This is a genomic window from Clostridium sp. AF17-21AC, from assembly GCF_003461365.1.
Lineage (GTDB): Bacteria > Bacillota > Clostridia > Lachnospirales > Lachnospiraceae > Coprococcus > Coprococcus ammoniilyticus.
In genome coordinates this window covers 228,057-252,105 of the sequence record NZ_QTWY01000002.1, presented here as the reverse complement: position 1 = coordinate 252,105, position 24,049 = coordinate 228,057, and the positions used below count along the sequence as shown (strand labels likewise).

Here is a 24,049-nt window from a genome sequence, read left to right as displayed (position 1 = left end):
GAGAAAAGTATGAAAAAATCATTTGCGGTAGTAGGACTTGGACGATTTGGAACGAATGTTGCCCTTACTTTGATGGAGTCCGGTGCGCAGGTTCTGGCAATCGACAGTAATCCTGAATGTGTGAAGCGGATCTCATCACAGGTTACATGTGCAGTGACGGTTAATGTATGTGAGACAGAGAGCCTGAAAGAAGCAGGACTTGAGAATATGGATGGTGTTGTAGTTGCAATGGGTAATAATCTGGAAGCCAGTGCAATGACGATCATAACAGCAAAAGAACTGGGCGTTCCATATATTCTTGCTAAATCGAATAACGATGAAGCAGCAAAGATCCTGTCCAAGATCGGAGCGGATAAAGTTATCTATCCGGAAAAGGATGCCGGAATCAATGTTGCAAGAAAGCTCTTATGCAGTAATTTTCTGGAATTCTTTGAGATTTCGGATGACATCAATGTAGCAGAGATCTCGGTTCGACCGGAATGGGTCGGCAAGACATTAAAAGAACTTGATTTCAGAAGAAGTTATAATATGAATATCATTCTGGCAAAGGAAGACGGACGTTCGATTGACCATATCACCCCGGAGCTACAGTTAAAAGAAAGTTACAGACTGTTAGTGACTATATCGAATGAAGGTTTAAAGAGGATGATGCAATGAAAAAAATAATAGTAGTCGGTGGTGGTGCGGCCGGCATGATGGCTGCGATCACAGCTGCGGAAAATGGCTGCAAGGTTGTATTATTTGAAAAGAATGATCGCCTTGGAAAGAAGTTATTCATTACAGGTAAGGGGAGATGCAACCTGACAAACGCAGGGGATGCAGACCGCTTTTTTCAGTCGGTGACAACAAACAGTAAATTCATGTACAGTCCGTTTTATACCTTTGATAATCAGATGACGATTGATTTCTTTGAGAAACTTGGACTAAAGACAAAGGTAGAACGCGGAGATCGTGTATTTCCGGTCAGCGATCATTCATCTGACGTGATCGGAGTATTAAAAACGAAATTAAACCGAAATCAGGAGATTACAGTAGAACTACAGACGGAAGTTCAGAAGCTTATTATAGAAGATCAGGTAGTAAAAGGCATACAGATCAAGACGGCACATGGAAAGAAAGATGTGTATGGAGATGCAGTCGTCATAACAACCGGCGGGATATCGTATCCGCTTACCGGATCGACCGGAGATGGTTACCGGTTTGCAGAGAGTGCCGGTCATGCGATCAAAGTGCCTTTACCATCCCTTGTTCCATTTGAATTAAAGAATGAATTTTGCAAAGAACTTATGGGACTATCATTAAAAAATGTAGAGCTTGTGATAAAATGTGGTAGGAAGTGTCTGTTTGAAGAACAGGGAGAACTTTTGTTTACACATTTTGGCATCAGCGGCCCTCTGGTAATAAAGGCATCTGCATATCTTCACAAATATCTGGATAAAGATTTAAGTATGTATATCGATCTGAAGCCTGCAATGACGGAAGAAATGCTGGATGATCGTATTCTTCGGGATTTTAGTAAATATACAAATAAAGATTTTCATAATTCGCTTGGTGATCTGCTTCCTGTCAAACTGATCGATGTAGTTATAAAACGTTCAGAAATCGATCCATATAAGAAGGTGAATTCAATCACAAAGGAAGAACGGAAGAATTTAGTAACCGTACTCAAACATTTTACGCTTTCGTTTCAGGGGCTTCGCGGCTTTGATGAGGCAATCATTACAAAAGGCGGTGTCAATGTAAAAGAGGTTGATCCTTCAACGATGCAATCGAAGCTTGCAGATCACCTGTATTTTGCAGGGGAGGTTCTGGATGTAGATGCACTGACGGGCGGATTTAATCTGCAGATAGCATGGTCGACCGGATATCTGGCAGGACTTGCATGCTCAGAAGAAAGTTAATAAAGTAAATAGATAAAAGGAGAGAAAAAATGAATATAGCAATTGATGGACCTGCAGGAGCAGGAAAAAGTACAATAGCAAAATTGGTAGCAGGAAAACTCGGATATATTTATGTAGATACCGGAGCAATGTATCGTGCAGTTGCACTTGCATTATTGAATGCAAAGATCGATGTAACGGATGTAGATGCAGTTGCTAATGAGATAACAGGGATTGAGATCACAATCTGTTATGAAGATCATGCACAGCAGGTATATCTGAATGGTGAGAATGTAACCGGAAGCCTCAGAAAAGAAGAAGTGGGTAACATGGCATCCAAATCATCTGCTATCCCATGTGTAAGAGAAAAACTGTTAGATCTTCAGAGAAAGCTTGCAAGAGAAAATGATGTTGTTATGGATGGTAGAGACATCGGTACAAACATTCTTCCAAATGCAGAAGTAAAGATCTATCTGACCGCTTCTTCTGCAGTTCGTGCAAAGAGAAGATACGATGAACTGATAGCAAAGGGTGAAACACCGGATATTGATAAGATCGAAGCTGATATTATTACAAGGGACAAACAGGATATGGAACGTCCAATCGCGCCGTTAAAGCAGGCAGATGATGCTGTATATCTTGACAGCTCAGATCTTGGTATCAATGAGGTTGTAGCTAAGATCATCAGCATCGCAGAAAAATAAAACCGGAGTATGGACAAAATATGGAAATTATATTAGCAAAGTCGGCCGGATTCTGTTTTGGGGTACAACGTGCCGTTGATACAGCGTATAAAGAAGCCGGGAAACAGCATGTATATACCTATGGCCCGATCATTCATAATGAAGAAGTAATCGAGGATCTGAGAAAAAAGGGAGTATTGGTGATCGAAGATCTTGCAGAGCTTGATCAGCAGGAAGATGAAACGGTTATTATCCGGTCGCATGGAGTATCAAAAGATGTCATGGAACAGTTAGAAACCAGACATGTCAATGTGGTAGATGCAACCTGTCCGTTTGTGAAAAAAATCCATACGATCGTACAGGATGAGAGCCAAAAAGGGAACCGCATAATCATTGTTGGAAATAAAGATCATCCGGAAGTTGAGGGTATAATTGGCTGGTGTGAGACGAAATCATATACAGTACAAAGCGTTTCAGAAGCGGAAAATTTGGTGAAAAATATAGAAAATGAGCCGGATTTTGAGCATATTAACTTCAGTTTAGTATCACAAACCACCTTTAATAAGAATAAATTTAAAGATATTGTTGATATTATTCGAAAAAAATTGTATAATGTGGTTGTTCATGAGACAATCTGTAATGCAACGGCAGTTCGACAGATGGAAGCAAGAGATATTGCAAAGACTGTAGATGCTATGATCATTATAGGTGGTCGAAACAGTTCTAATACTCAGAAGCTATATGATATTAGTAAACAAGAATGTGAGAATACTTACTATATACAGACACTCGTTGATTTGGATTTGACTACTTTTGAATCCGTTAGTAGGGTAGGTATTACTGCGGGGGCATCTACCCCAAATTATATTATTAAGGAGGTTCATAGTAGCATGGCAGAGTTAAGTTTTGAACAGATGTTAGAAAATGATGAAAGCAAGGCGTCAATCAGACAGGGAGAGATTATCGACGGTACAATTATTGGTGTTAAGCCGGATGAGATTGTAGTTGATATTAAGTATAAGTCAGACGGTATCATTACCAGAAATGAATATACAAACACTCCAAACGTCGATTTAACAGAGTTGGTAAAAGTTGGGGATCCAATCACTGTTAAGGTTATCAAGACAAATGATGGTGAAGGACAGGTAGCTCTTTCATACAAGAGAGTTGCAGCAGAGAAAGTAAACGAGAAGTTAGAAGAAGCATTTAACAATGGTGACATTCTTACAGGTAAGGTTGTTCAGGTTGTAAATGGCGGCTTAAATGTTCTTTACGAAGAGACAAGAATCTTCATTCCAGCAAGTCTTGTATCTGACTTATATGAAAAGAACCTTGATAAGTACTTAGACCAGGATATTGAATTCCAGCTTACAGAGTTCAATCCTAAGAAGAGAAGAATCATTGGTAACAGAAAGAAACTGATTGTTGAGAGAAAAGCTGCAGCTGCAAAAGAATTATTCGAAAAGATTGAAGTTGGCATGACAGTAGAAGGTACAGTAAAGAATGTAACAGATTTCGGTGCATTCATTGACCTCGGTGGTGCTGATGGACTTCTTCATATTTCAGAGATGTCATGGGGCAGAGTAGAAAGCCCTAAGAAGATGTTCAAGGTTGGTGATACTGTTAAGGCATTCATCAAGGACATCAATGGTGACAAGATCGCATTAAGCTTAAAGTTTGATGAGACAAACCCATGGTTAAATGCAGAAGAGAAATATGCTGTTGGAACAGTTGTAACAGGTAAAGTTGCACGTATGACTGACTTTGGTGCATTCGTTGAATTAGAGCCAGGCGTTGATGCATTACTGCATGTTTCACAGATTTCATACGATCACGTTGCAAAGCCAGAAGATGTATATAAGATTGGTGATGAGATTGAAGCTAAGGTTGTTGACTTCAAGCCGGAAGAAAAGAAGATCAGCCTGAGCGTAAAGGCATTACTTCCAGTTCCGGAAGAGACAGAAGAAGTTGTTGAAGCTCCAGTAGAAGAATAATCAAAGATTGTTTTTTATAAAATGTAAAATACCCACTGATGAATATTCATCAGTGGGTATTTATTGTTTTATGTATGTTCCAGAACTATTTGATCTGCTTTAAGATATTGAGAAGATATTCTTTTAACTGTATCCTGTCATTGATGAAAGTATCGTTCAGTTCAATATATCCATCTTTGTCAGTATGTTCATATTTGAATATGTGTGACTGCTTGAACTTGTTCTGGCGGATAAACGAACTTGTTTTTGTAGTGTATGCCGTTTCCGGGCGGGCTTTTTCTTTATAAGCACTTTCGACATAACAGGCAACATCCTTGTGGATAGCAGTCTGTTCTAGTGGCAGATAGAAATAATTTTTATAGTCCTTATAAAAATATTTCAGTGTATCATGGATAACTGGAATATCGATCGTCACGACTTCATCTATGCCTGATATATGTATATCATTACAGTTGGTATCAAATGGAATCGCAAGCCTTCCTGTCTGTATACAGATCGTAAACTGTGTATCGGTACAGGTAGTTTTCGATATAGCAAAATTGCCTTCAAAGAAGGAAGTAAGTGTAAGGGAACCGGATACATAGAAAAGTCCATAGATGTCATCCTTATTATGAGATAAAAGCATATCCTGTAATTGTGTATCTTTTGTACCTAAATAGTCCTGGTAGGTATCGATCAGAAGACCGCCGGAGTGAAATTCATCCCGTTCCATTCCCATAACAGATTCCAGAGCGGACTGTTTCATTGAATCCATCTGAAGCAGCTTTTTATATTTTCTTATTTTCCGATAGACATCGATACTGGTAATTGAATCGAAGGATATCTCCTGACGGAACTGTCGGTATTTTTCCTTTATATATGGCAGATCGAAGGTGTCGCCATTGTATGTAACGAGATATTTGTAATCAGCCAATATATCCTTAAATGCAGCGAGCATCTTTGGCTCGGAACAACCGTCATCATTGAATAATAAGGTAATACGAAACTGTTCGTCGTTTAGAATCGTTCCATATCCGATCAGATAAAGATCTGACCGGGCAGCGCTTAATCCGGTTGTTTCAATATCAAAGAAGAGATATTGATCCGGCGTTTCTTTCATCCAGTTCAGATTAACTGAAGAAAGTGGCATCGTATAGTCGTATTGAATCATAGTATGTAACCTCAAATGTAAAAAAATCGAATAATCTCATGATATGCCCCTGCGATCAAAAAATCAATCAGATATTTCCATAATGAGAAAACTGTGTTATACTTGGCATAGTAAAATTTGGAGACATATTATTATGATAGCATACATTTCAGGAGCACTTGTCAGTGCAGGAGAGAATTATATAGTGATCGATAACCACGGTATGGGATATCGGATCTTCGTATCTGGTAAGTTTCTTGAGCATATTCCAGCATATGGAACGCAGATCAAAATATACACACACATGTATATAAGAGAAGATGAATTGACATTGTATGGGTTTCATTCAGAAGAGGAATTATCTGTATTCCGTATCTTGATCGGAATCAGCGGGGTAGGTCCGAAAGTCGCTATGGCAATCCTTACAGCTCTTACGATCCAGGAGCTTCAGCTCGCGGTGATCTCAGAGGATGCGAAGACGATATCAAAAGCAAATGGTGTCGGCGCCAAGGGTGCATCAAGGATCATATTGGAATTAAAAGATAAGTTAAAGATGGAAGATATGATGGATGCAGCCTATGAGCAGTCGATCGTACAGGATACACAAGATTTAAATGCAGCAAGAGATGCGATTCTTGCACTTGTAAATCTGGGCTATTCGAATTCCGAAGCAGCACTTGCCGTAAAAAAGATTGGGGATACCAGTCAGATGGATATAGAATCGATATTAAAGGCAGCATTGAAGAAATTAATATAAAAACAGATACAGGTGGACACAGTGGGTAGAATTATTTCAACAGAAGCAGATATAGAAGAATTAAATAGTGAATATAGTTTGAGACCAAAGTATCTGGATGAATATATTGGACAGAATAAAGTAAAAGAGAATCTGAAGATTTTTATTGAGGCGGCAAAGAGGAGAAATGAACCGTTAGATCATTTACTCTTATATGGTCCGCCGGGCCTTGGTAAAACGACATTAGCATCCATAGTTGCAAATGAGATGGGTGTTAATATCAAGATCACATCAGGACCGGCAATCGAGAAGCCGGGCGAACTGGCAGCTATTTTAAATAATCTGTCAGAGAATGATATATTATTTATTGATGAGATTCACAGATTAAACAGTCAGGTAGAGGAAGTCTTATATCCTGCAATGGAAGATTTTGCGATTGATGTTGTGATCGGAAAAGGAGCAGGAGCAAGGTCAATCCGTCTGGATCTTCCGAAATTCACATTGATCGGAGCAACGACAAGAGCCGGTATGCTGACAGCACCGCTTCGTGACCGATTTGGCATGGTTGATCGGCTGGAATTCTATTCACCGGAGGAATTGAAGCAGATCGTAATACGGTCCGGGGATGTACTGGGTGTAGAGACCGATGATGCGGGCGCACTTGAAATTGCAAAACGATCCAGAGGAACACCAAGACTTGCCAATCGTCTGTTAAAGAGATGCCGGGATTTTGCACAGGTATGCCACAATGGCTGTATCGATTATGAGGTTGCAAAGACAGCACTGGATAAGCTTGAGGTTGACTCCATGGGACTTGATAATACAGACCGGAACATATTAATGACAATGATAGAGAAGTTTGGTGGAGGTCCGGTGGGACTGGATACTCTGGCTGCTGCCATCGGGGAAGATTCCGGCACGATTGAAGATGTATATGAGCCATATCTGATCAAAAATGGTTTTATCAACCGGACACCGAGAGGACGGGTTGTAACAGAACGGTGTTATAAGCATTTCGGACTGGATGCATTTATCGAATAGGTTATTTTAGTCCATACAATAAATGAATTACGGGAAAATAATACCTGTATGGTACAGGTAAAAAATATATATGAAAGAAATAAAATGAAATATAAAGGAGGAGAGTCATGTCACAAAAAAATGATATCCCGGTGGTTATTAACAATAAAGTGTATACATTGAGCGGATTTGAAAGTGAAGAATATCTCCAGAATGTAGCTTCTTATATCAATGGTAAGATCCAGGAATGTCAGTCTTCCGAAAGTTACCGCCGTTTTAATGCAGAATATCAGAGTGTATTACTTGCACTTAATATCGCAGATGATTATTTCAAAGCGAAGCTTCAGGTAAATCAGATGCTGACGGAGGATGACGATAAGGACAAACAGATTTATGACCTCAGACATGAAGTGATCGAGACACAGATCAAATATGAATCTGCACAGAAAATGATTGATGAATATAAAGAAAAAGTCAATGCTCTGCAGAGAGAAATAATAAAGTTGGAAGCAGAAAATAATGTTAAATAGACCTGAGATTTTAGCTCCGGCAGGCTCTATGGATGCGCTGAAAGCTGCGGTAAGTGCAGGCGCTGATGCATGCTATGCCGGAGGCGATATGTTCAGCGCCCGTGCATTTGCCGGAAACTTTGATACAACAGAATTACTGGAAGCAATTGATTACTGCCATATTCATAATGTGAAGTTATATATGGCAGTTAATACTTTGCTCAAAAATAGTGAAATGAAGAAACTGATTCCTTACCTTGAGCCTTTTTACAGGGAAGGTGTAGATGGGATTATTGTACAGGATGTCGGTGTTATAAGAAGTCTTTCACAGGCATATCCGGATCTGCCATTACATGGAAGTACACAGATGAGTGTATGCAGTACCTATGGGGCAGAATTTCTTAAAAATCTTGGGCTGACAAGATTTGTTCCTGCCAGGGAATTATCCTTAAAAGAAATAAAATCAATTAAAGAAGCAGTTGATATTGAGATTGAAACATTTGTGCATGGTGCGATGTGCTTCTGCTATTCAGGAAAATGTCTGATGAGCAGTTTTGCAGGCGGAAGAAGCGGCAATCGTGGACGCTGTGCGCAACCATGCAGAAAGGCATATAACAGCAGAAAGTTTAATCATGAATATGCCCTCAGCATGAAGGATATGTGTACACTTGCGGATTTACCACAGTTAATCGAGGCTGGGATTGATTCCTTTAAGATCGAAGGAAGAATGAAGAAGCCGGAGTATGTAGCTGCGGCAGTTCATGCATATTCTGAGATCACAGATGAATACATAAACGGTCATGTGAATGAGAAACGGATCAAATATCATACAGACCGACTGATGGATATCTATAACCGCGGTGGTTTTTCTTCCGGCTATTATTATATGAAGAACGGGAAGGAAATGCTTGCAAACAAGCGTCCGAATCATACCGGTACATTGATTGGTAAAGTGGAAGCTGTGGAAGCACCCCATGTATACATCCGTCTGGAACGTGGAATTCAGGCAAAGGATGTTCTGGAGATCCGTACCGGAACAGAACAGAATATTGAACTGACTTCGAATATAACCGCACAGGCCGGACAGAAGATCCGACTGAATGCGAATAATCTTCGGCAGATCCGAAAAGATATGCAGGTCTATCGGACAAGAAATAATGCGCTTATTGATGATATTAATGTAAGGTTTATACAGAAGGAAAAACAGACGGATATCTATGGAAAGGTGACTGCAAAAATTGGAAAGCCGATCATGCTGGAGTTGTTTTCAGATGTGGATGATATCTCGGTAAAGGTAAGCGGAGAATGCGTGTCACAGGCTGCAAAACGTCCGGTTGAGGTGACGCAGATCGTAGATAAGCTGTCAAAGACCGGTGGAACAGGATTTAACTTCTATCTGGAAGCGGAGTGCGATGAGAATATATTTATTTCTCTTGGAAGTCTGAATGTATTAAGACGGGAAGCCGTCCGCCAGTTGGAGCAGGCATTGATCGGACGATATAAACGGACGATACCGGATGATAAGAAGTTGCTGGCGGAGAAAACTGTTTATGATCAGAAACAGACAGATACCAGAGATGCTATGGTAAGCAGTTGTTATGTATCTGTAAAAACAATAGAACAATTTCGAATTGTTAATAATTATAAATTGGTACAGCATGTTATAATTGATTATAATATCGTGCATGAAGCAGAAATCGGAAAAATGAGAGGAGATAAAAAGATCTATGTATCCTTTCCGGATATCCTGCGTGAGAATAAGAAACAAGGAATGAAAGATCTGTATTTTCTGTCTGGAATGTTTGAGGGTATCTATATTAAGAATATAGATGAGCTTGGTTTCCTGAAGAAACAGGGATATAAGGGAATGGTATTGCTTGATCCATTCTTATATGCATATAATGATGAAGCTGTTTTATTCTATAAGGAGCTGTTTCCACAGGCGATGCTGATCAGTTCTGTGGAACTGACACATCAGGAATGGAGCGGTCTCTGTGAAACAGATATTGAAAGATTATATGGATATCAGCCGGTTATGATCACAGCCCAGTGCTTTGTTAATAACTATCTGGACGGATGTGGTTATAATAAACGGGAACGTTTCTCGTTCCGGGATGAAAAGGGCAATCGCTTTTATAATGTGAATAACTGCAGGGATTGTTATTCTGTTATATATAATGGGGTTCCGACAAACAATATCAAACAGTTGACAAATAACAAAAATACTGATATAACCAATGAATATTTGATTGATTTTACCATCGAAAACGAAGATCAGACGAAGAATGTGATGGAGCTTCTCATGAAGTTCCATGCCGGAGATATGGATGAAGAATTCGATGAGATGGATTATACAAGAGGACATTATATAAAGGGTATTGAATAATGGCAACTATTATTACAGAGATATCAAAATACTTGATCATATTTTTTATGGTTCTGTATACAATTAAATGTTTTACGGTGCTGAAACCGGTGCGGGAAGATAAAAAGAATCATGCATTAAATGTGCAGATCGTCTATGTGTTTATTATACATTTTTTATGTTATCTGACACTGTTTTTAAAATATAAAACGATCAGTATCGTGATCTTTTATCTGTTGCAGATGATCGTTTCTATTGTATATATGGTATCGTATCATGGAATATACAAGAAATCTTCCAGACTGATCACAAATAATATGTCATTTTTGCTGTTGATCGGATATGTCATGTTGACCAGACTGGATTTTGATTTGGCAAAAAAACAGTTTGCATTTGCAACGATTACACTAGTGATCACGGCATTTATTCCGCTTGTGATCATGAAATGCAAAAATCTGAAAAACTGGGATATTTTCTATGCAATCCTTGGAATCGGTTTTCTAAGTACAGTCTTTGTTCCATTTCTTGGAGTATCCAAATACGGCTCTACAAACTGGATCCAGATTGGATCGATTTCCTTGCAGCCGATGGAGTTTGTAAAGATTATATTTGTATTCTTTCTGGCAAGCGCTTTAAACAAAGCAAAGGGATTTAAAGATTACATTAAAGTAACACTTGTTTCCGGTATCTTTATGCTGATTCTGGTAGCGGAAAAGGATCTGGGTGGTGCAACAATCTTTATGATGATCTTTATTATGATGATCTATCTGGCAACACAGAAGACAATGATCCTGATTGGTGGTTTGGGTGGTGCAGCAGTCATTGCAACGGTTGGATATTCGCTTTTAAAAGACAAATTCAGTCATGTAACAACCCGAATCAACGCGTGGTTAGATCCATTTTCCTATATTAATGACGCTGGATATCAGATCTGCCAGTCACTATTTGCGATCGGATCGGGCGGGATGGAAGGAAGAGGTCTGGGTAAAGGGCTTCCAACAGCAGTTCCGGTAGCATCCAGTGATTTTATCTTTTCTGCGATCTGTGAGGAACTGGGTGTTGTGTTTGCACTGTGTCTGATCCTGATGTATATCAGTTGTTTTATATATTTTATAAATATATCCATGAAGATCCGTAACTCATTTTATAAGAATGTTGCATTTGGATTCACGATCTGTTTTATATTCCAGACATTTTTGAATATTGGCGGTGTAACAAAGTTTATTCCGTCTACCGGTGTGACACTTCCGCTTGTCAGTTATGGTGTAAGTTCAGTTGTGAGCACATTATTCCTGTTTGGAATCATTCAGGGAATCTGTGTACTTGAAAATAATGGAGTTGGTGGTAATGAAGAGCAAACGGTCTACAAACAAAGCAATCATGAAGAAGTATTCTCAGGGGAGTAGAGAAGCACAGGAAAAACAGAAAAATGACAAAAAGAATGTTCCTGTTCTTGTGATCACATATTTTGTTATATTTATTTTTATCGGCATGATGGTGCATCTTGTTAAATATGTTGTCATCGATGCAGATTCAGATATTGCAAATTCATACAACAAAAGACAGAATCTGTATGCAGAAACAGTAATAAAAGGTCAGATCATTTCAGATGACGGAGTTGTTCTGGCGGAGACAAAAACGGATGATGATGGAAACGAAACCAGAGTTTACCCATACAGCAATATGTTTGCACATGCAGTTGGTTATGATAGCAATGGACAGGCAGGTCTGGAAATGGTTTCCAATTATTATCTGCTGACATCTAACCAGAATATTTTATATCGTATTTATCATGCATTATCTGATAAGAAGGATATGGGAAATAATGTTATAACAACACTGGATTATGATCTGCAGAGTACAGCATATAATGCACTTGGTGATAATGATGGTGCGGTCGTAGCGATCGAGCCATCAACTGGAAAAATCAAAGCAATGGTTTCAAAGCCGGATTTTGATCCGAACCAGATCTCCTCTGTTATAGAAGAAACAGCAAATTCGGACAGCTCCTGCCTGCTAAACCGTGCAACCCAGGGAATGTATCCGCCGGGATCGACATTTAAGATCCTTACAACACTGGAATATATAAGAGAAAATCCCAACTATAAGTCATATTCCTATGAATGTGAGGGAGATGGCATATTTAACAGTGTATCCATTCACTGCTATAATCATAAGGTGCACGGAACCGTTAGCCTGGAGGATTCTCTGGCATATTCCTGTAATACATCCTTTTCCAATATCGGAACGAAACTTGATATGGATGCATTAAATAAATTGTGCGGAGACTTTCTGTATAATAAAGAATTGCCGTATGATGGCTATTATAAGAAGTCCAGTTATACCATGACATCAAAAACAGACAAATCCCTGATTCCACAGACAGTAATCGGACAGGGAGAGACACTGATCACGCCGCTTCATAATGCGATGATCATGTGTGCAATCGCAAATGGTGGGGTTCTTATGAAGCCATATATGATGGATCGTATTGAGAACTGTGACGGAAGCGTTGTAAAAAAATTCTCCAAGGATTCTTATGGCAGGATCATATCCTCAGCAGAAGCACAGACATTGACAGAGCTTATGATGTCGGTAACGGAATATGGTACAGCGTCCGATTATTTTTCAGGAGCTGAGTATACAGTAGCAGGTAAGACGGGAACTGCAGAGTTTAATGAGAACAAGGATTCCCACTCCTGGTTTATAGGTTTCGCCAATGTCAATAATCCGGATCTGGTGGTCTGCGTTCTGATAGAAAATGCAAGTAATACCGGAGCATCTGCAACATCAATCGCCAGAAAGATATTTGATGCATATTATAATTAATCAGCTTGAAATAATGCAGTAATACTGATATACTTATAACCAATTAAGGACTGGCAGGGTAAGCCGGTTCAGAGTTTTATTCGTAGTCGAATGTGAGTAGAACTTGAAGCATTTACAACACCGAAAAGACAGGAGGAACTGCTGTGATCGAAGCAACAAGCTGTGGAGGTGTGGTAATCTTCAGAGGAAAAGTATTATTACTGTACAAAAACTACAAAAACAAATATGAAGGATGGGTTCTCCCGAAGGGTACAGTTGAGAAAGGTGAAGAGCATAATCAGACTGCACTTAGAGAAGTAAAAGAGGAGACAGGTGTTAGCGCATCTATTATTAAGTATGTAGGAAAAAGCAATTATACATTTAATACTGCTTTTGATGTGGTAAACAAGGATGTACACTGGTATTTGATGATGGCGGACAGCTATTACAGCAAACCGCAGCGTGAAGAATATTTTGTGGATTCCGGTTACTACAAGTATCATGAAGCCTACCACCTTCTGAAGTTTCCGAACGAAAAGGATATTCTGGAACAGGCATATGCAGAGTATGTAGAACTGAAACGGAATAATCTTTGGGGAAGCAGAAAGTATTTTTAAGGTTCAAAATCTGACTGTTTATTATGAATGGTCAGATTTTTTACTTTCAGGATAATGAATGGCAGGCGTACAGAAATAACACAAAAATGAAAAAGTGATCAAGGAAGGATGTTGGTTCGGATGAACGGATTAACAGACAGGAAAGAAACTGATAACAGAGAAATGGCAACGCAAAACAATGACCATGAGAATTCATCACAGAGTGGAAGAAAAAAGAATGGAATATTGTTAAATCTTATACTTGCAGTATGTGTACTTGTTTTCCTTGGCTGTGGCTGCTATCTGGGTGTTTATTTTTTTACCAGCAGACAGGCAGAGTCAGCATTTACAGAGATCAAACTGGAAGTGGAGCAGGACAATTGTACGGAAGAAACTGGAAAACCGGTTTATACAACAGTACAGGAAAAAAAGGTTTATAAAAAGTACGCATCTGTATATGAGGAGAATACAGACTTTGTTGGATGGCTGTATATATATGGAACAAGAATCGATTATCCGGTCATGTATACGCCAGAAAATGAAAAATATTATATCCATCGGAATTTTCAGGGGGATTACAGTGCTGCTGGTACGTTATTTGCTGCAGCAAACTGTTCCCCGACAGGGAAGGTATCTGACAATGTCATTATATACGGACATAATATGAAAGCAGGGACGATGTTTCATGATCTGTTAAAATATGAAGATGAAGATTTCTATAAAGAACATCAGACGATCATATTTGATACCTTAGATGGACCGGGTACATATACAGTGATCGCAGCCTTTTATACAAAAGCCTATCCGGAAGGGGATACAGAGCATTATAATATATATGACTTTGCAGATGCGGGATCAAAAGAGAAATTTGATGATTATGTCAGCCGGGTAAAAGCAAATACACCATATACGATCGAAGAAACGGCATCCTATGGGGACAAGCTGCTGACCTTATCCACCTGTACGTATCATACAGAAGATGGACGGTTTGTTGTGGTTGCAAAGAAGATCGGCAACAACAGCCGGCTGCAGTAAAAGAGTCTGTATTTGGGTGTGCATCTAGCGGGCAAATATTGGGCAAAATAGTTGAAATGCCTGCATTTTGAGTAATAAAAAAAGCCACAAAATGGCTTAAAACTTAGATTTTTTATTAAGCAAAATACAAAGAATGCCGGCAGCGGGACTTGAACCCGCACGATGTTGCCACCAACAGATTTTGAGTCTGCCTCGTCTGCCAATTCCGACATGCCGGCATCTGTGAACCTTTGTAATAGTAACACATGGCTACAACAGTGTCAATGATTATTTCCTGAAATGAGGTGCGAAACAATGATGAAACGTAGTGTAAAACAACAACTGAATGCAAAGCTGAATGAGATGAATATGAATCTTGCAAACAATTATAAGGATCTGGCACATGATGCCTTAAAGGAGCTGGATCAGATGGTGGAAGATCTGAAACAATCCGGAGATCTGAAGGAAAAGGATTACCAGAAAATGCGCCAGATGGTTGACGGATATAAGGTAAAACTTTCCGATTATCATCATTAAAGGCTGATCAGCTCATTTTAATTATTTCTTTTTTTAGTTTCTTTATGATCTTTTTTTCAAGACGGGAGATATAAGATTGGCTGATTCCTAACAGGTCAGCCACTTCTTTCTGGGTGCGTTCTACACCGTTAATCGTGTTGATCCCGTACCGCAATTCAATAATGGTACGTTCCCGTTCTGTCAGGTGAGAGACTGCTGCCGTTAACAGGGAATGATCCATTTCTGTTTCCATATTCTTGTAAACCGTATCTTCCTCGGTTCCAAGAATGTCAGATAATAATAATTCATTTCCATCCCAGTCAACATTCAATGGTTCATCAATCGAAATCTCCATGCGGAGTTTGCTGTTCCTGCGGAGATACATAAGGATTTCATTTTCGATGCATCTGGATGCATAGGTTGCCAGCTTGATGTTTTTGTCGCATTTAAAGGTATTGATTGCTTTGATCAGTCCAATCGTACCGATTGAGATCAAATCTTCTACGCCAATTCCGGTGTTGTCAAATTTCTTTGCAATATAAACAACCAGACGAAGATTCCGTTCAATCAGTATTTTTTTAATCTCCTGATCGTCGCCGTTCCCAAGTCCGGCTACCATGGCACTTTCTTCATATGGTTCTAATGGGGCAGGAAGAATATCACACCCGCCTATGTAATGGACATCTCTGGAGGATGAAGGAAATAAGGTCATAATATTGGATACCATTGAAAATTTAAAATCTCGATTTGCGAATGTGTTTATCATAGTTTCTTACCTTTCTCATATATACTGAATTTAATAAAATACATTTCTTCATATGACTGATCTGTAACGTATGTCTGCTGATCCCGATCAGTGGCCGGTTGCAGATTATATGATTATTAATAAAGAAAAAGTCACAGTCAAATGCCAGCATCAGATCCGATTCCGAACTGATCGTTCGGTAGGGGATCAGGTGGATGCCCTCCGGCATATAGATGGAGGACTTTCGATCAAATGGCTGGATCCCATTTGTATAATCGTATACAAGCGCATGAAGCTGCAGGGGCAACAGGTCATACATGATTTCCGGTGAGGCGATGACCACATGTTTGCCGGTTGAAATATCTTTCAGCGTATTGCCGGTATCCAGATAGCCGGTTGCCTGTACAACATTCTGTTTTCTGCCAATAAACAAATTGGAAAAATAATTCATATTTTTTTCTTTCAATTGATTTGCAAATGCAATTATATATAGATGCAGTGAAATAATACGTCGGATTAAGGAATTTGAAACCAAGGAATACCGACGTAAAATGACAAATGTGGATAAACAGGGGATAAAATCCCTGTTTTTTAGACTGAAAATCCTATTTTTGTGTATAAATATGTTGATAATGTGGAAAAGTTCCAACTTTACTTACATTTTTCGATATTTTCAAACAATTAACAACATTTGATGAAATCATAAGAATATTCTAAATATCAATAAAAAATCATATGATTAAGAGATAAAAATAATACATAAAAAGCGGGATAGTAAGGGAAAATGGAAAATAATATTGATACGCAATTGGAACTTGCACTGGAGACCATGCAGTCATATGAGGACAGCGAATCGGAGCTGTATGTTGGATACAATGCAAAAGATCGGAGTTGGCAGCTTCTGATCCGTTATAATGATGATATTACAGATTTGGTGGATCGATATCTGACACGGATCTATTATCTGCTGGCTGGATATGCAATTATAGAAATAAAGGAAGTGTATATCAATGCATTTGCAGCAGATTCCAGAATCCTGTATGTGGATAAACCAAAGAGTGTAGATCAGCAGGTATCCTATGCGCAGTATGCCTCCTGCCTGTCCGGAACCTTCATTAATAACTACGGACTGGATGGAAACGGAACCCTTCTTGCAGTTATAGATTCTGGTATTGATTACCGGCATAATGAATTTATACGTGACGGAAAAAGCAGGATTCTGGAATTATGGGACCAGCAGGCAGAATATCAGAAGGAATATGTGAATCCATACGAACTTGGACGCATTTATACAAATGAAGAACTGAATGCAATACTAGATGGAAACTACACAGGAAGTCTTCCGTCAGAGGATCGCTCTGGTCATGGTACGCAGGTGACTGCCATAGCAGCAGGAACCAATATCGGTGTAGCTCCACAGACGGAGCTTCTGATCATTAAAGTAGGAAGTGATACGGCATCCAGACTTCCGACTACACTGGGAATGATCCTTGGAATTGATTATGCACTGCGAAAGGGAATAGAACGTAATCAACCGATATCTGTAAATCTTAGTTATGGTAATAATTATGGTTCTCATAAGGGTGATTCGTTGATGGAAAATTATATCAATGACGTTTCAAGGCTTGCGGTGTGTTCCATATCTACCGGAACCGGAAATGATGCGATTAACCGGAGACATCAGCGGGTAATCCTTGGAAATACTTCCTACCGTATGATCGATCTGCTGGTCAGTGATTATGTGACATCCTTTAATCTGCAATTATGGAAAAATTATAACGACCGGTTTGATGTTATGATCATTACACCAAATGGTGATATCGTTCTGACTTTGAGTGAATCGCAGAATATTGGAACCGGAACTTATCGGAATACATTTGTCAAAGGAATCTATGGAACGCCGAATCCATATAACCGGAATCAGGAGATATTTGTCTCATTTCAGGGGAAGGATAATTATATTGATAAAGGACAATGGAAGGTTTTGATCCATCCGAAGCAGATCGTCAGTGGGGTAGTGGATGCTTATCTGCCAATCCGTGCAAGTTTGACCGGAAATGTTGAGTTCTTAAATCCAACAGAATTTGGGACATTAACGATTCCTTCTACGGCGGAAGGACTGATCACAGTAGCGGCCTATGATCAGAATGTCGATGATTTTGCATATTTTTCCGGACGGGGTTATACAGCAAATGATCAGATTAAACCGGATCTTGCTGCACCCGGTGTGGATATTTATACTGCATATCCGGGAAATGATTATTCCTTTGCGTCGGGAACATCTATGGCGGTACCATTTGTATCAGGTTCTGCATGTCTGCTGATGCAGTGGGGAATTGTGAATGAAAATGACCCATTTCTGTATGGAGAAAAACTGAAAGCTTCGTTGATCCGGGGAGCGAAAAGGATAAAATCAGCGAGAACGTATCCAAATATCTATGTTGGTTGGGGAACTTTATGTGTAGAAAATTCTATCCGATAGAAAAAAGAGCCAGTCACTAGAAGATCTAGTGAGTGGCTCCGCTTAATACATGATCTTTAATTGCTTTAAAACTTTCCTTACTAATCACATGCTCAATCTTGCAGGCATCGGCAGATGCGATATCGGGATCAACACCAAGCTGTATAAGCCAGGCAGAGAGAAGCTCATGTCGTTCATATATCATCTCAGCAATTTCTTTTCCTGAATCGGTGAGTGAAATAAACCCTGCATCACTCATTGTTATGTAGTTATTCTCACGAAGATTCTTCATAGCAACACTGATGCTTGATTTCTTATAACCAAGTTCATTTGAGATATCAACCGAACGGACAACAGGAAGCTTCTTGCTTAATACCAATATCGTTTCCAGATAGTTTTCAACTGATTCATTCGTTGTTAACATAGCTTTACCCCATTAAAAATTTATTTACAAAAAATTATATCACAAACCGGAATAAGGTTCAAATGAAAGAAAGATAAAACTAATGGCATCCGTGACAATTGTTACAGTTTCCTCCGCACTGAACAGATTTTCCGGACTTTTTATCTTTTATCATTGAACGGACCGCAAGTACGCACACAATTATAATAATGGCAGCAACAATAATAGTACCAATATATTTCTCCATAATAATCCAACCTTTCAATTTTATAATTGTAATTAGTTTAAACTAACCATTTAAAAATGTCAAGTATAATAAATAAATTTGCATTTTAAGAATATAGCTATGTTATATACGACTAAGATGCGTTAACTGCTTCTAAATGATGTTATAATTTTCTAAAAAATGTTATTGACTTCTAATGTAGGTTAGTATATACTAACGATGAAATTTGAAACAGCATATTGCTTAATGATAAATTTATACGATTATGAAAGAAGATGGAATATGATGCCTTTAACTTTTATGAATATTGGAGAAACAAAGACCATTACCAAAGTTGGTGGAAAAAATGAAACAAGACAGTTTCTTGAGAAGCTTGGTTTTGTCGTAGGTGGAGAAGTAACAGTTGTTTCAGAGATAAACGGTAACATGATCGTAAATGTAAAAGATTCCAGAGTTGCCATCGGAAAAGATATGGCAGCCAAAATTATGGTATAAGGATACCGAAAAAAACTGAAATATAAGTATTTGCACATTGGCATCTGCCGGTGCAATTGTTTATATACAAAAATGTATAAGAAGAAAAGCCATCACAGAATCCGGTCTGAATATGTGGAGACTTTCTTATATGTATAAAGAAAAAAGAAGGAGCAAAATGGTATGAAGACATTAAGAGAGGTTGCCGTCGGACAGACAGTTAAGGTAACAAAACTTGTTGGCGAAGGACCTGTAAAGAGACGTATCATGGATATGGGAATCACGAAAGGTGTAGAAATCTATGTCAGAAAAGTTGCACCGCTTGGTGATCCGGTTGAAGTAACAGTACGCGGTTATGAGCTTTCTTTAAGAAAAGCAGATGCCGAAATGATCGTTGTTGAATAAATGTGTGGATCGTACCGATCCTACATACAACGAAGCAGATGATTTACTTATTTGATGAATCATAGAAAATGACAGACAAAAAGGAAGGAGCATAAAAATGTCAGTTAAAATAGCGTTGGCAGGTAATCCAAACAGTGGAAAGACAACATTATTTAACGCACTTACAGGTTCAAACCAGTATGTAGGTAACTGGCCTGGTGTAACAGTAGAGAAAAAAGAAGGAAAATTAAAGGGTCACAAAGATATTATCATCACTGACCTTCCCGGTATTTATTCACTTTCTCCATATACATTAGAGGAAGTTGTTGCCAGAAACTATCTGATCAAGGAATATCCGGATGCGATCATCAATATTATTGATGGTACGAACATCGAAAGAAATCTGTACTTATCAACACAGTTGATCGAGTTGGGAATCCCGGTTATCATGGCAGTTAACATGATGGATCTTGTAAAGAAGAATGGTGACAAGATCGATATCAAGAACCTGAGCAATGCACTTGGATGCGAGGTTGTAGAGATCTCGGCATTAAAGGGTACTGGAATTGATGAAGTAAAAGAAAAAGCGGTTGCGGCAGCACAGAAGAAAGTACAGAATAAGCGTGTACATAGCTTCGATCAGGCTGTTGAAGATGCAATCGACAGCGTAAGTGCAAAGCTTACAGTTGAAGAAAGAAAAAAGAGATTCTTTGCGATCAAGCTTCTTGAAAAAGACACAAAGATTGCAGAGCAGATGGACAGTGTTCCGGATTGTAAAGATGAGATCAAAGCACTGGAAGACAAATTTGATGATGATACAGAGAGTATTATCACCAGTGAGAGATATGCATATATCTCATCTATCATCGGAAAATGTGTGAAGAAGAATACAAAGGGTGAAAAGCTTACAACCTCAGATAAGATTGATAAGATCGTTACAAACCGTATCCTTGCACTTCCGATCTTTATCATTGTAATGTGGCTGGTTTATTACATTGCGATGTCAACAGTCGGTGCATGGTGCACAGACTGGACAAATGATAATCTGTTTGGTGACGGTTTCCATTTATTCGGTATCGGAAGCAAAGATTATGAAGAAGCATCCGGTGATTACGATGCAGCTACAAATGCACTTGACGCATATGGCGTACTTGTAACAGATGATGAAGATGCTATAGATGTTGATGCAACAAAGGCAGCTATCGAAGCAAATACAAATACAGAAGCAAGTGTGAAGTATCAGATGGAAGATGAAGAAACTCTTGATACTTACGATATCGATGTATATTATTCAGAAGTACCTGCCGGTGCAAAAAAAGATAAGACAAATGCTATGTCTTATTTAGATGCAGTAGAATACTTCAACAAGACAGAAATGGCAGAGATCGATCCTGCTGATTATGGTGTGTTTGTTCCGTCCATTCCTGATCTTGCGGAAAGAGGTCTTGATAAGATCGGATGTGCAGACTGGTTAAAGGGACTGATCCTTGACGGTATAATCGCCGGTGTTGGTGCTGTACTTGGATTTGTACCTCAGATGCTTGTATTGTTCATCTTACTTGCAATCCTTGAGTACTGTGGCTACATGGCACGTATCGCATTCATCATGGACCGTATCTTCAGAAAATTCGGCCTTTCGGGAAAGTCCTTCATTCCTATTCTTGTAGGTGTAGGTTGTGGTGTTCCTGGTATAATGGCATCTCGTACAATTGAAAATGAAAAAGATCGTCGTATGACGGTTATGACAACAACATTTATTCCTTGTGGTGCTAAGGTTCCGTTTATCGCTATGATCGCAGGTGCGATCTTCGGTGGATCTTCACTGGTTGCTACAAGTGCTTACTTTATCGGTATTGCAGCAATTATCTGCTCCGGTATCATCTTAAAGAAGACAAAGATGTTCGCAGGAGATCCTGCTCCGTTCGTTATGGAGTTACCTCCTTACCATATCCCGACAATCGGTTCTGTATTAAGAAGTATGTGGGAGCGTGGCTGGTCATTCATTAAGAAGGCCGGTACCATCATCCTCCTCTCAACAATCCTTGTATGGTTCACAACATACTTCGGTATTCTGGATGGTAAATTCCAGATGCTTTCAGAAGATCAGATCGACCACAGTATCTTAGCTAAGATCGGTGGAGCAATCTGCTGGATCTTCAAGCCACAGGGATGGGGCGACTGGCAGGCAACTGTTGCATCTATTACAGGCCTTGTTGCTAAGGAAAACATCGTTGGTACTATGGGTATCCTTTATGGTGGTGGGGAAGGCACTGTATACAGCGAGCTTGCAAAAGCATTCACAACAGCAAGTGGTTTCTCATTCCTCGTATTCAACTTACTCTGTGCTCCATGTTTCGCAGCAATGGGTGCTATTAAGAGAGAGATGAACAGTGCAAAATGGTTCTGGTTTGCAATCGGATATCAGTGTGGTTTTGCATACCTTGTATCCCTTGTTGTTTACAGAATTGCAGGACTCTTCACAGGTGCATGTTCATTCGGTATCGGCACTGTTGTTGCAATCCTGATCATCGTTGCTTTCTTCTTCCTGTTATTCCGTCCGGATCCAAACAAGAAGGTCAAGACAAGCAAAGAATTCTTAAATGCATAATTATAAAGGCTAACATATAATACACATACAATACGATGCGCGCTTCCCTTTGTGGAAACGTGCATTTTGTGTATCGGTTATTATACAGAAATCAGATTTATATAAATTCCTGTCTGCCGGCTGACGTTCATAGAATTGACAGACAAGATGACAAATGTAGATATTTATTAAAACTCCGTGAAATGAGTTGACAAATAAATGTATGATAGAGGAAAATGAATGTATACTATAATACAAGAACACTTACTTGTCAGAAATGTTTTTTGAAAGTACAGATGTAAGATGATTGAGATGTCTGTATAATTAACGAATGACGAATTGGAGGTTTTTACTATGGCAGTTACACATTTAAATGAAAAAGAATATGAAGATCAGGTTTTAAAGGCAAAGGGACTTACGCTGGTTGATTTCTGGGCCACCTGGTGCGGACCATGCAGAATGGTTGCACCGATCATTGAAGAATTGGCTGACGAATTTCCAGAGGTAAAGGTATGCAAGGTAGATGTAGATGAGAATCAGGAACTTGCACTTGCAAACAAGGTTGTATCAATTCCGACATTTTTATTATATAAAGATGGAGAAGTTATAAAGAAAATCGTGGGAGCAGTTCCAAAATCCGAGCTGATCCAGGCAATCCGCCAGTTTCAGTAGATAAGAATGCAGTCCAAAACGCTTGCAAAAGAAAGCATATTATTATAAGATGAAAGACAGCGACCAGATAAATGGGTACATGAATTGACTAATTTACTAAACGGAGGTTTACAAATGAAAATGTTATCATTATCAGAGGAACTTAAGGGTAATTCTTATCCCGGCAGAGGAATCGTGATCGGACGTTCGGAAGACGGAACAAAGGCAGTTACTGCATACTTTATCATGGGTAGAAGTGTGAATTCCAGAAATCGTGTATTTGTTACAGAGGGCGAAGGAATCCGTACAGAAGCATTTGATCCATCCAAGCTTGAGGATCCGAGTCTTATCATTTACGCACCGGTTCGGGTTCTTGGCAACCGGACGATTGTAACAAATGGTGATCAGACCGATACGATTTATGATGGAATGGATAAAGAGCTTACATTTGAACAGTCACTGAGATGCCGCGAGTTTGAACCGGACGGTCCAAACTATACACCGAGAATTTCCGGAGTTATGCATATCGAAGGCGGACAGTATGACTATGCAATGTCTATCTTAAAGAGCAATAACGGAGATTCATCGGCATGCAACCGATATACATTTTCATATGAGAATCCAGCAAACGGAGAAGGACATTTTATTCATACATATATGCATGATGACAATCCACTTCCAAGCTTTGAGGGAGAACCGAAGTTAGTTGGTATATCAGGTGATATCGATATATTTGCAAATATGGTATGGGAAAGCCTGAATGAAGATAATAAGGTATCTTTGTTTGTCAGATATATTGATATCGCAACAGGAAAGTATGAGACAAGAATCATCAACAAGAATAAATAATCATCATGAATCGGGAGGA

At 39.1% G+C, this 24,049-nt stretch carries 24 protein-coding genes and 1 tRNA gene; 19 read left to right on the top strand and 6 right to left on the bottom strand.

Features of this window, described 5'->3' with window-relative positions:
- The first annotated feature begins 9 nt into the window (after nucleotides 1-9).
- From DWW85_RS04100 to DWW85_RS04085, 4 genes are read left to right on the top strand one after another with little or no spacing between them, the layout of a single operon-like run.
- A complete protein-coding gene (locus tag DWW85_RS04100) occupies nucleotides 10-657 on the top strand; it encodes a TrkA family potassium uptake protein (RefSeq protein WP_226801005.1) in 648 nt (215 codons plus the stop codon).
- Nucleotides 654-1,901: an NAD(P)/FAD-dependent oxidoreductase gene (locus tag DWW85_RS04095; protein ID WP_117807597.1), complete on the top strand. Its 1,248-nt coding sequence runs from the start codon at nucleotides 654-656 to the stop codon at nucleotides 1,899-1,901. The genes DWW85_RS04100 and DWW85_RS04095 overlap by 4 nt, the downstream gene beginning before the upstream one ends.
- 29 nt (nucleotides 1,902-1,930) lie before the next feature.
- Nucleotides 1,931-2,584 (top strand): (d)CMP kinase, encoded by a 654-nt coding sequence (gene cmk, locus DWW85_RS04090; RefSeq protein ID WP_117807596.1) that lies wholly within the window; start codon nucleotides 1,931-1,933, stop codon nucleotides 2,582-2,584.
- A 20-nt stretch (nucleotides 2,585-2,604) separates the two neighbouring features.
- On the top strand, nucleotides 2,605-4,557 hold the full coding sequence (locus DWW85_RS04085) for a bifunctional 4-hydroxy-3-methylbut-2-enyl diphosphate reductase/30S ribosomal protein S1 (RefSeq protein WP_117807595.1): 1,953 nt from the start codon (nucleotides 2,605-2,607) through the stop codon (nucleotides 4,555-4,557).
- An 85-nt stretch (nucleotides 4,558-4,642) separates the two neighbouring features.
- Here the strand turns inward: DWW85_RS04085 and DWW85_RS04080 are convergent, their stop codons facing one another.
- The gene (locus DWW85_RS04080; protein ID WP_117807594.1) at nucleotides 4,643-5,707 is read right to left on the bottom strand and encodes a ribonuclease H-like domain-containing protein; all 1,065 of its coding nucleotides are present in this window, start codon (nucleotides 5,705-5,707) and stop codon (nucleotides 4,643-4,645) included.
- A gap of 133 nt (nucleotides 5,708-5,840) precedes the next feature.
- Between DWW85_RS04080 and ruvA the strand changes: the two genes are divergently transcribed.
- The 8 genes from ruvA (at nucleotide 5,841) to DWW85_RS04040 (ending at nucleotide 14,755) form a co-directional block, all read left to right on the top strand.
- Entirely contained in the window at nucleotides 5,841-6,443 is a 603-nt protein-coding gene (ruvA, locus tag DWW85_RS04075; protein ID WP_117807593.1) for a Holliday junction branch migration protein RuvA, read from the top strand.
- Between the two features lie 12 nt (nucleotides 6,444-6,455).
- Nucleotides 6,456-7,463: a Holliday junction branch migration DNA helicase RuvB gene (gene ruvB / locus DWW85_RS04070; protein WP_347465363.1), complete on the top strand. Its 1,008-nt coding sequence runs from the start codon at nucleotides 6,456-6,458 to the stop codon at nucleotides 7,461-7,463.
- 107 nt (nucleotides 7,464-7,570) lie between these two features.
- Nucleotides 7,571-7,972 carry a cell division protein ZapA gene (locus DWW85_RS04065; RefSeq protein ID WP_008400777.1) on the top strand — a complete coding sequence of 134 codons (402 nt, stop codon included), beginning with the start codon at nucleotides 7,571-7,573 and terminating at the stop codon, nucleotides 7,970-7,972.
- Nucleotides 7,962-10,337, top strand: coding sequence for a U32 family peptidase (locus DWW85_RS04060; RefSeq protein ID WP_117807592.1), 2,376 nt, complete (start codon nucleotides 7,962-7,964; stop codon nucleotides 10,335-10,337). The genes DWW85_RS04065 and DWW85_RS04060 overlap by 11 nt, the downstream gene beginning before the upstream one ends.
- Nucleotides 10,337-11,722: an FtsW/RodA/SpoVE family cell cycle protein gene (locus DWW85_RS04055; RefSeq protein ID WP_117807591.1), complete on the top strand. Its 1,386-nt coding sequence runs from the start codon at nucleotides 10,337-10,339 to the stop codon at nucleotides 11,720-11,722. Before DWW85_RS04060 ends, DWW85_RS04055 begins: the two co-directional genes overlap by 1 nt.
- A complete protein-coding gene (locus DWW85_RS04050; protein ID WP_242996024.1) occupies nucleotides 11,664-13,145 on the top strand; it encodes a penicillin-binding transpeptidase domain-containing protein in 1,482 nt (493 codons plus the stop codon). Before DWW85_RS04055 ends, DWW85_RS04050 begins: the two co-directional genes overlap by 59 nt.
- Before the next feature lie 143 nt (nucleotides 13,146-13,288).
- Nucleotides 13,289-13,741 (top strand): NUDIX domain-containing protein, encoded by a 453-nt coding sequence (locus tag DWW85_RS04045; protein WP_008400781.1) that lies wholly within the window; start codon nucleotides 13,289-13,291, stop codon nucleotides 13,739-13,741.
- A gap of 120 nt (nucleotides 13,742-13,861) precedes the next feature.
- Nucleotides 13,862-14,755 (top strand): class B sortase, encoded by an 894-nt coding sequence (locus DWW85_RS04040; RefSeq protein WP_181986496.1) that lies wholly within the window; start codon nucleotides 13,862-13,864, stop codon nucleotides 14,753-14,755.
- 134 nt (nucleotides 14,756-14,889) lie between these two features.
- Here DWW85_RS04040 and DWW85_RS04035 read toward each other — a convergent pair.
- Nucleotides 14,890-14,973 (bottom strand) — tRNA-Leu (locus DWW85_RS04035).
- Nucleotides 14,974-15,049: 76 nt separating this feature from the next.
- Between DWW85_RS04035 and DWW85_RS04030 the strand changes: the two genes are divergently transcribed.
- Nucleotides 15,050-15,271, top strand: coding sequence for a hypothetical protein (locus DWW85_RS04030; RefSeq protein ID WP_021943823.1), 222 nt, complete (start codon nucleotides 15,050-15,052; stop codon nucleotides 15,269-15,271).
- Between the two features lie 7 nt (nucleotides 15,272-15,278).
- Here DWW85_RS04030 and sigE read toward each other — a convergent pair whose 3' ends face one another.
- Entirely contained in the window at nucleotides 15,279-15,977 is a 699-nt protein-coding gene (gene sigE, locus DWW85_RS04025) for an RNA polymerase sporulation sigma factor SigE (RefSeq protein WP_226801017.1), read from the bottom strand.
- A gap of 7 nt (nucleotides 15,978-15,984) precedes the next feature.
- The gene (locus tag DWW85_RS04020) at nucleotides 15,985-16,530 is read right to left on the bottom strand and encodes a sigma-E processing peptidase SpoIIGA (protein WP_347470670.1); all 546 of its coding nucleotides are present in this window, start codon (nucleotides 16,528-16,530) and stop codon (nucleotides 15,985-15,987) included.
- Between the two features lie 249 nt (nucleotides 16,531-16,779).
- On the opposite strand from DWW85_RS04020, the gene DWW85_RS04015 reads away from it, so the two are divergent.
- Entirely contained in the window at nucleotides 16,780-18,477 is a 1,698-nt protein-coding gene (locus tag DWW85_RS04015) for a S8 family peptidase (protein WP_117807589.1), read from the top strand.
- A 25-nt stretch (nucleotides 18,478-18,502) separates the two neighbouring features.
- Here DWW85_RS04015 and DWW85_RS04010 read toward each other — a convergent pair whose 3' ends face one another.
- The gene (locus DWW85_RS04010; protein ID WP_117807588.1) at nucleotides 18,503-18,880 is read right to left on the bottom strand and encodes a metal-dependent transcriptional regulator; all 378 of its coding nucleotides are present in this window, start codon (nucleotides 18,878-18,880) and stop codon (nucleotides 18,503-18,505) included.
- A 79-nt stretch (nucleotides 18,881-18,959) separates the two neighbouring features.
- Nucleotides 18,960-19,106 (bottom strand): FeoB-associated Cys-rich membrane protein, encoded by a 147-nt coding sequence (locus DWW85_RS04005; RefSeq protein ID WP_117807587.1) that lies wholly within the window; start codon nucleotides 19,104-19,106, stop codon nucleotides 18,960-18,962.
- 261 nt (nucleotides 19,107-19,367) lie between these two features.
- Here DWW85_RS04005 and DWW85_RS04000 point away from each other — a divergent pair, with 261 nt between their 5' ends.
- The 5 genes from DWW85_RS04000 (at nucleotide 19,368) to DWW85_RS03980 (ending at nucleotide 24,030) form a co-directional block, all read left to right on the top strand.
- Nucleotides 19,368-19,580: a FeoA family protein gene (locus DWW85_RS04000; protein WP_117807586.1), complete on the top strand. Its 213-nt coding sequence runs from the start codon at nucleotides 19,368-19,370 to the stop codon at nucleotides 19,578-19,580.
- A gap of 162 nt (nucleotides 19,581-19,742) precedes the next feature.
- Nucleotides 19,743-19,964 (top strand): ferrous iron transport protein A, encoded by a 222-nt coding sequence (locus tag DWW85_RS03995; protein ID WP_008400791.1) that lies wholly within the window; start codon nucleotides 19,743-19,745, stop codon nucleotides 19,962-19,964.
- A gap of 97 nt (nucleotides 19,965-20,061) precedes the next feature.
- The gene (locus DWW85_RS03990) at nucleotides 20,062-22,551 is read left to right on the top strand and encodes a ferrous iron transporter B (RefSeq protein ID WP_117807585.1); all 2,490 of its coding nucleotides are present in this window, start codon (nucleotides 20,062-20,064) and stop codon (nucleotides 22,549-22,551) included.
- A gap of 333 nt (nucleotides 22,552-22,884) precedes the next feature.
- A complete protein-coding gene (gene trxA / locus DWW85_RS03985; protein WP_117807584.1) occupies nucleotides 22,885-23,202 on the top strand; it encodes a thioredoxin in 318 nt (105 codons plus the stop codon).
- 114 nt (nucleotides 23,203-23,316) lie between these two features.
- Nucleotides 23,317-24,030 (top strand): IMP cyclohydrolase, encoded by a 714-nt coding sequence (locus DWW85_RS03980; protein WP_117807583.1) that lies wholly within the window; start codon nucleotides 23,317-23,319, stop codon nucleotides 24,028-24,030.
- Nucleotides 24,031-24,049: the final 19 nt, after the last annotated feature.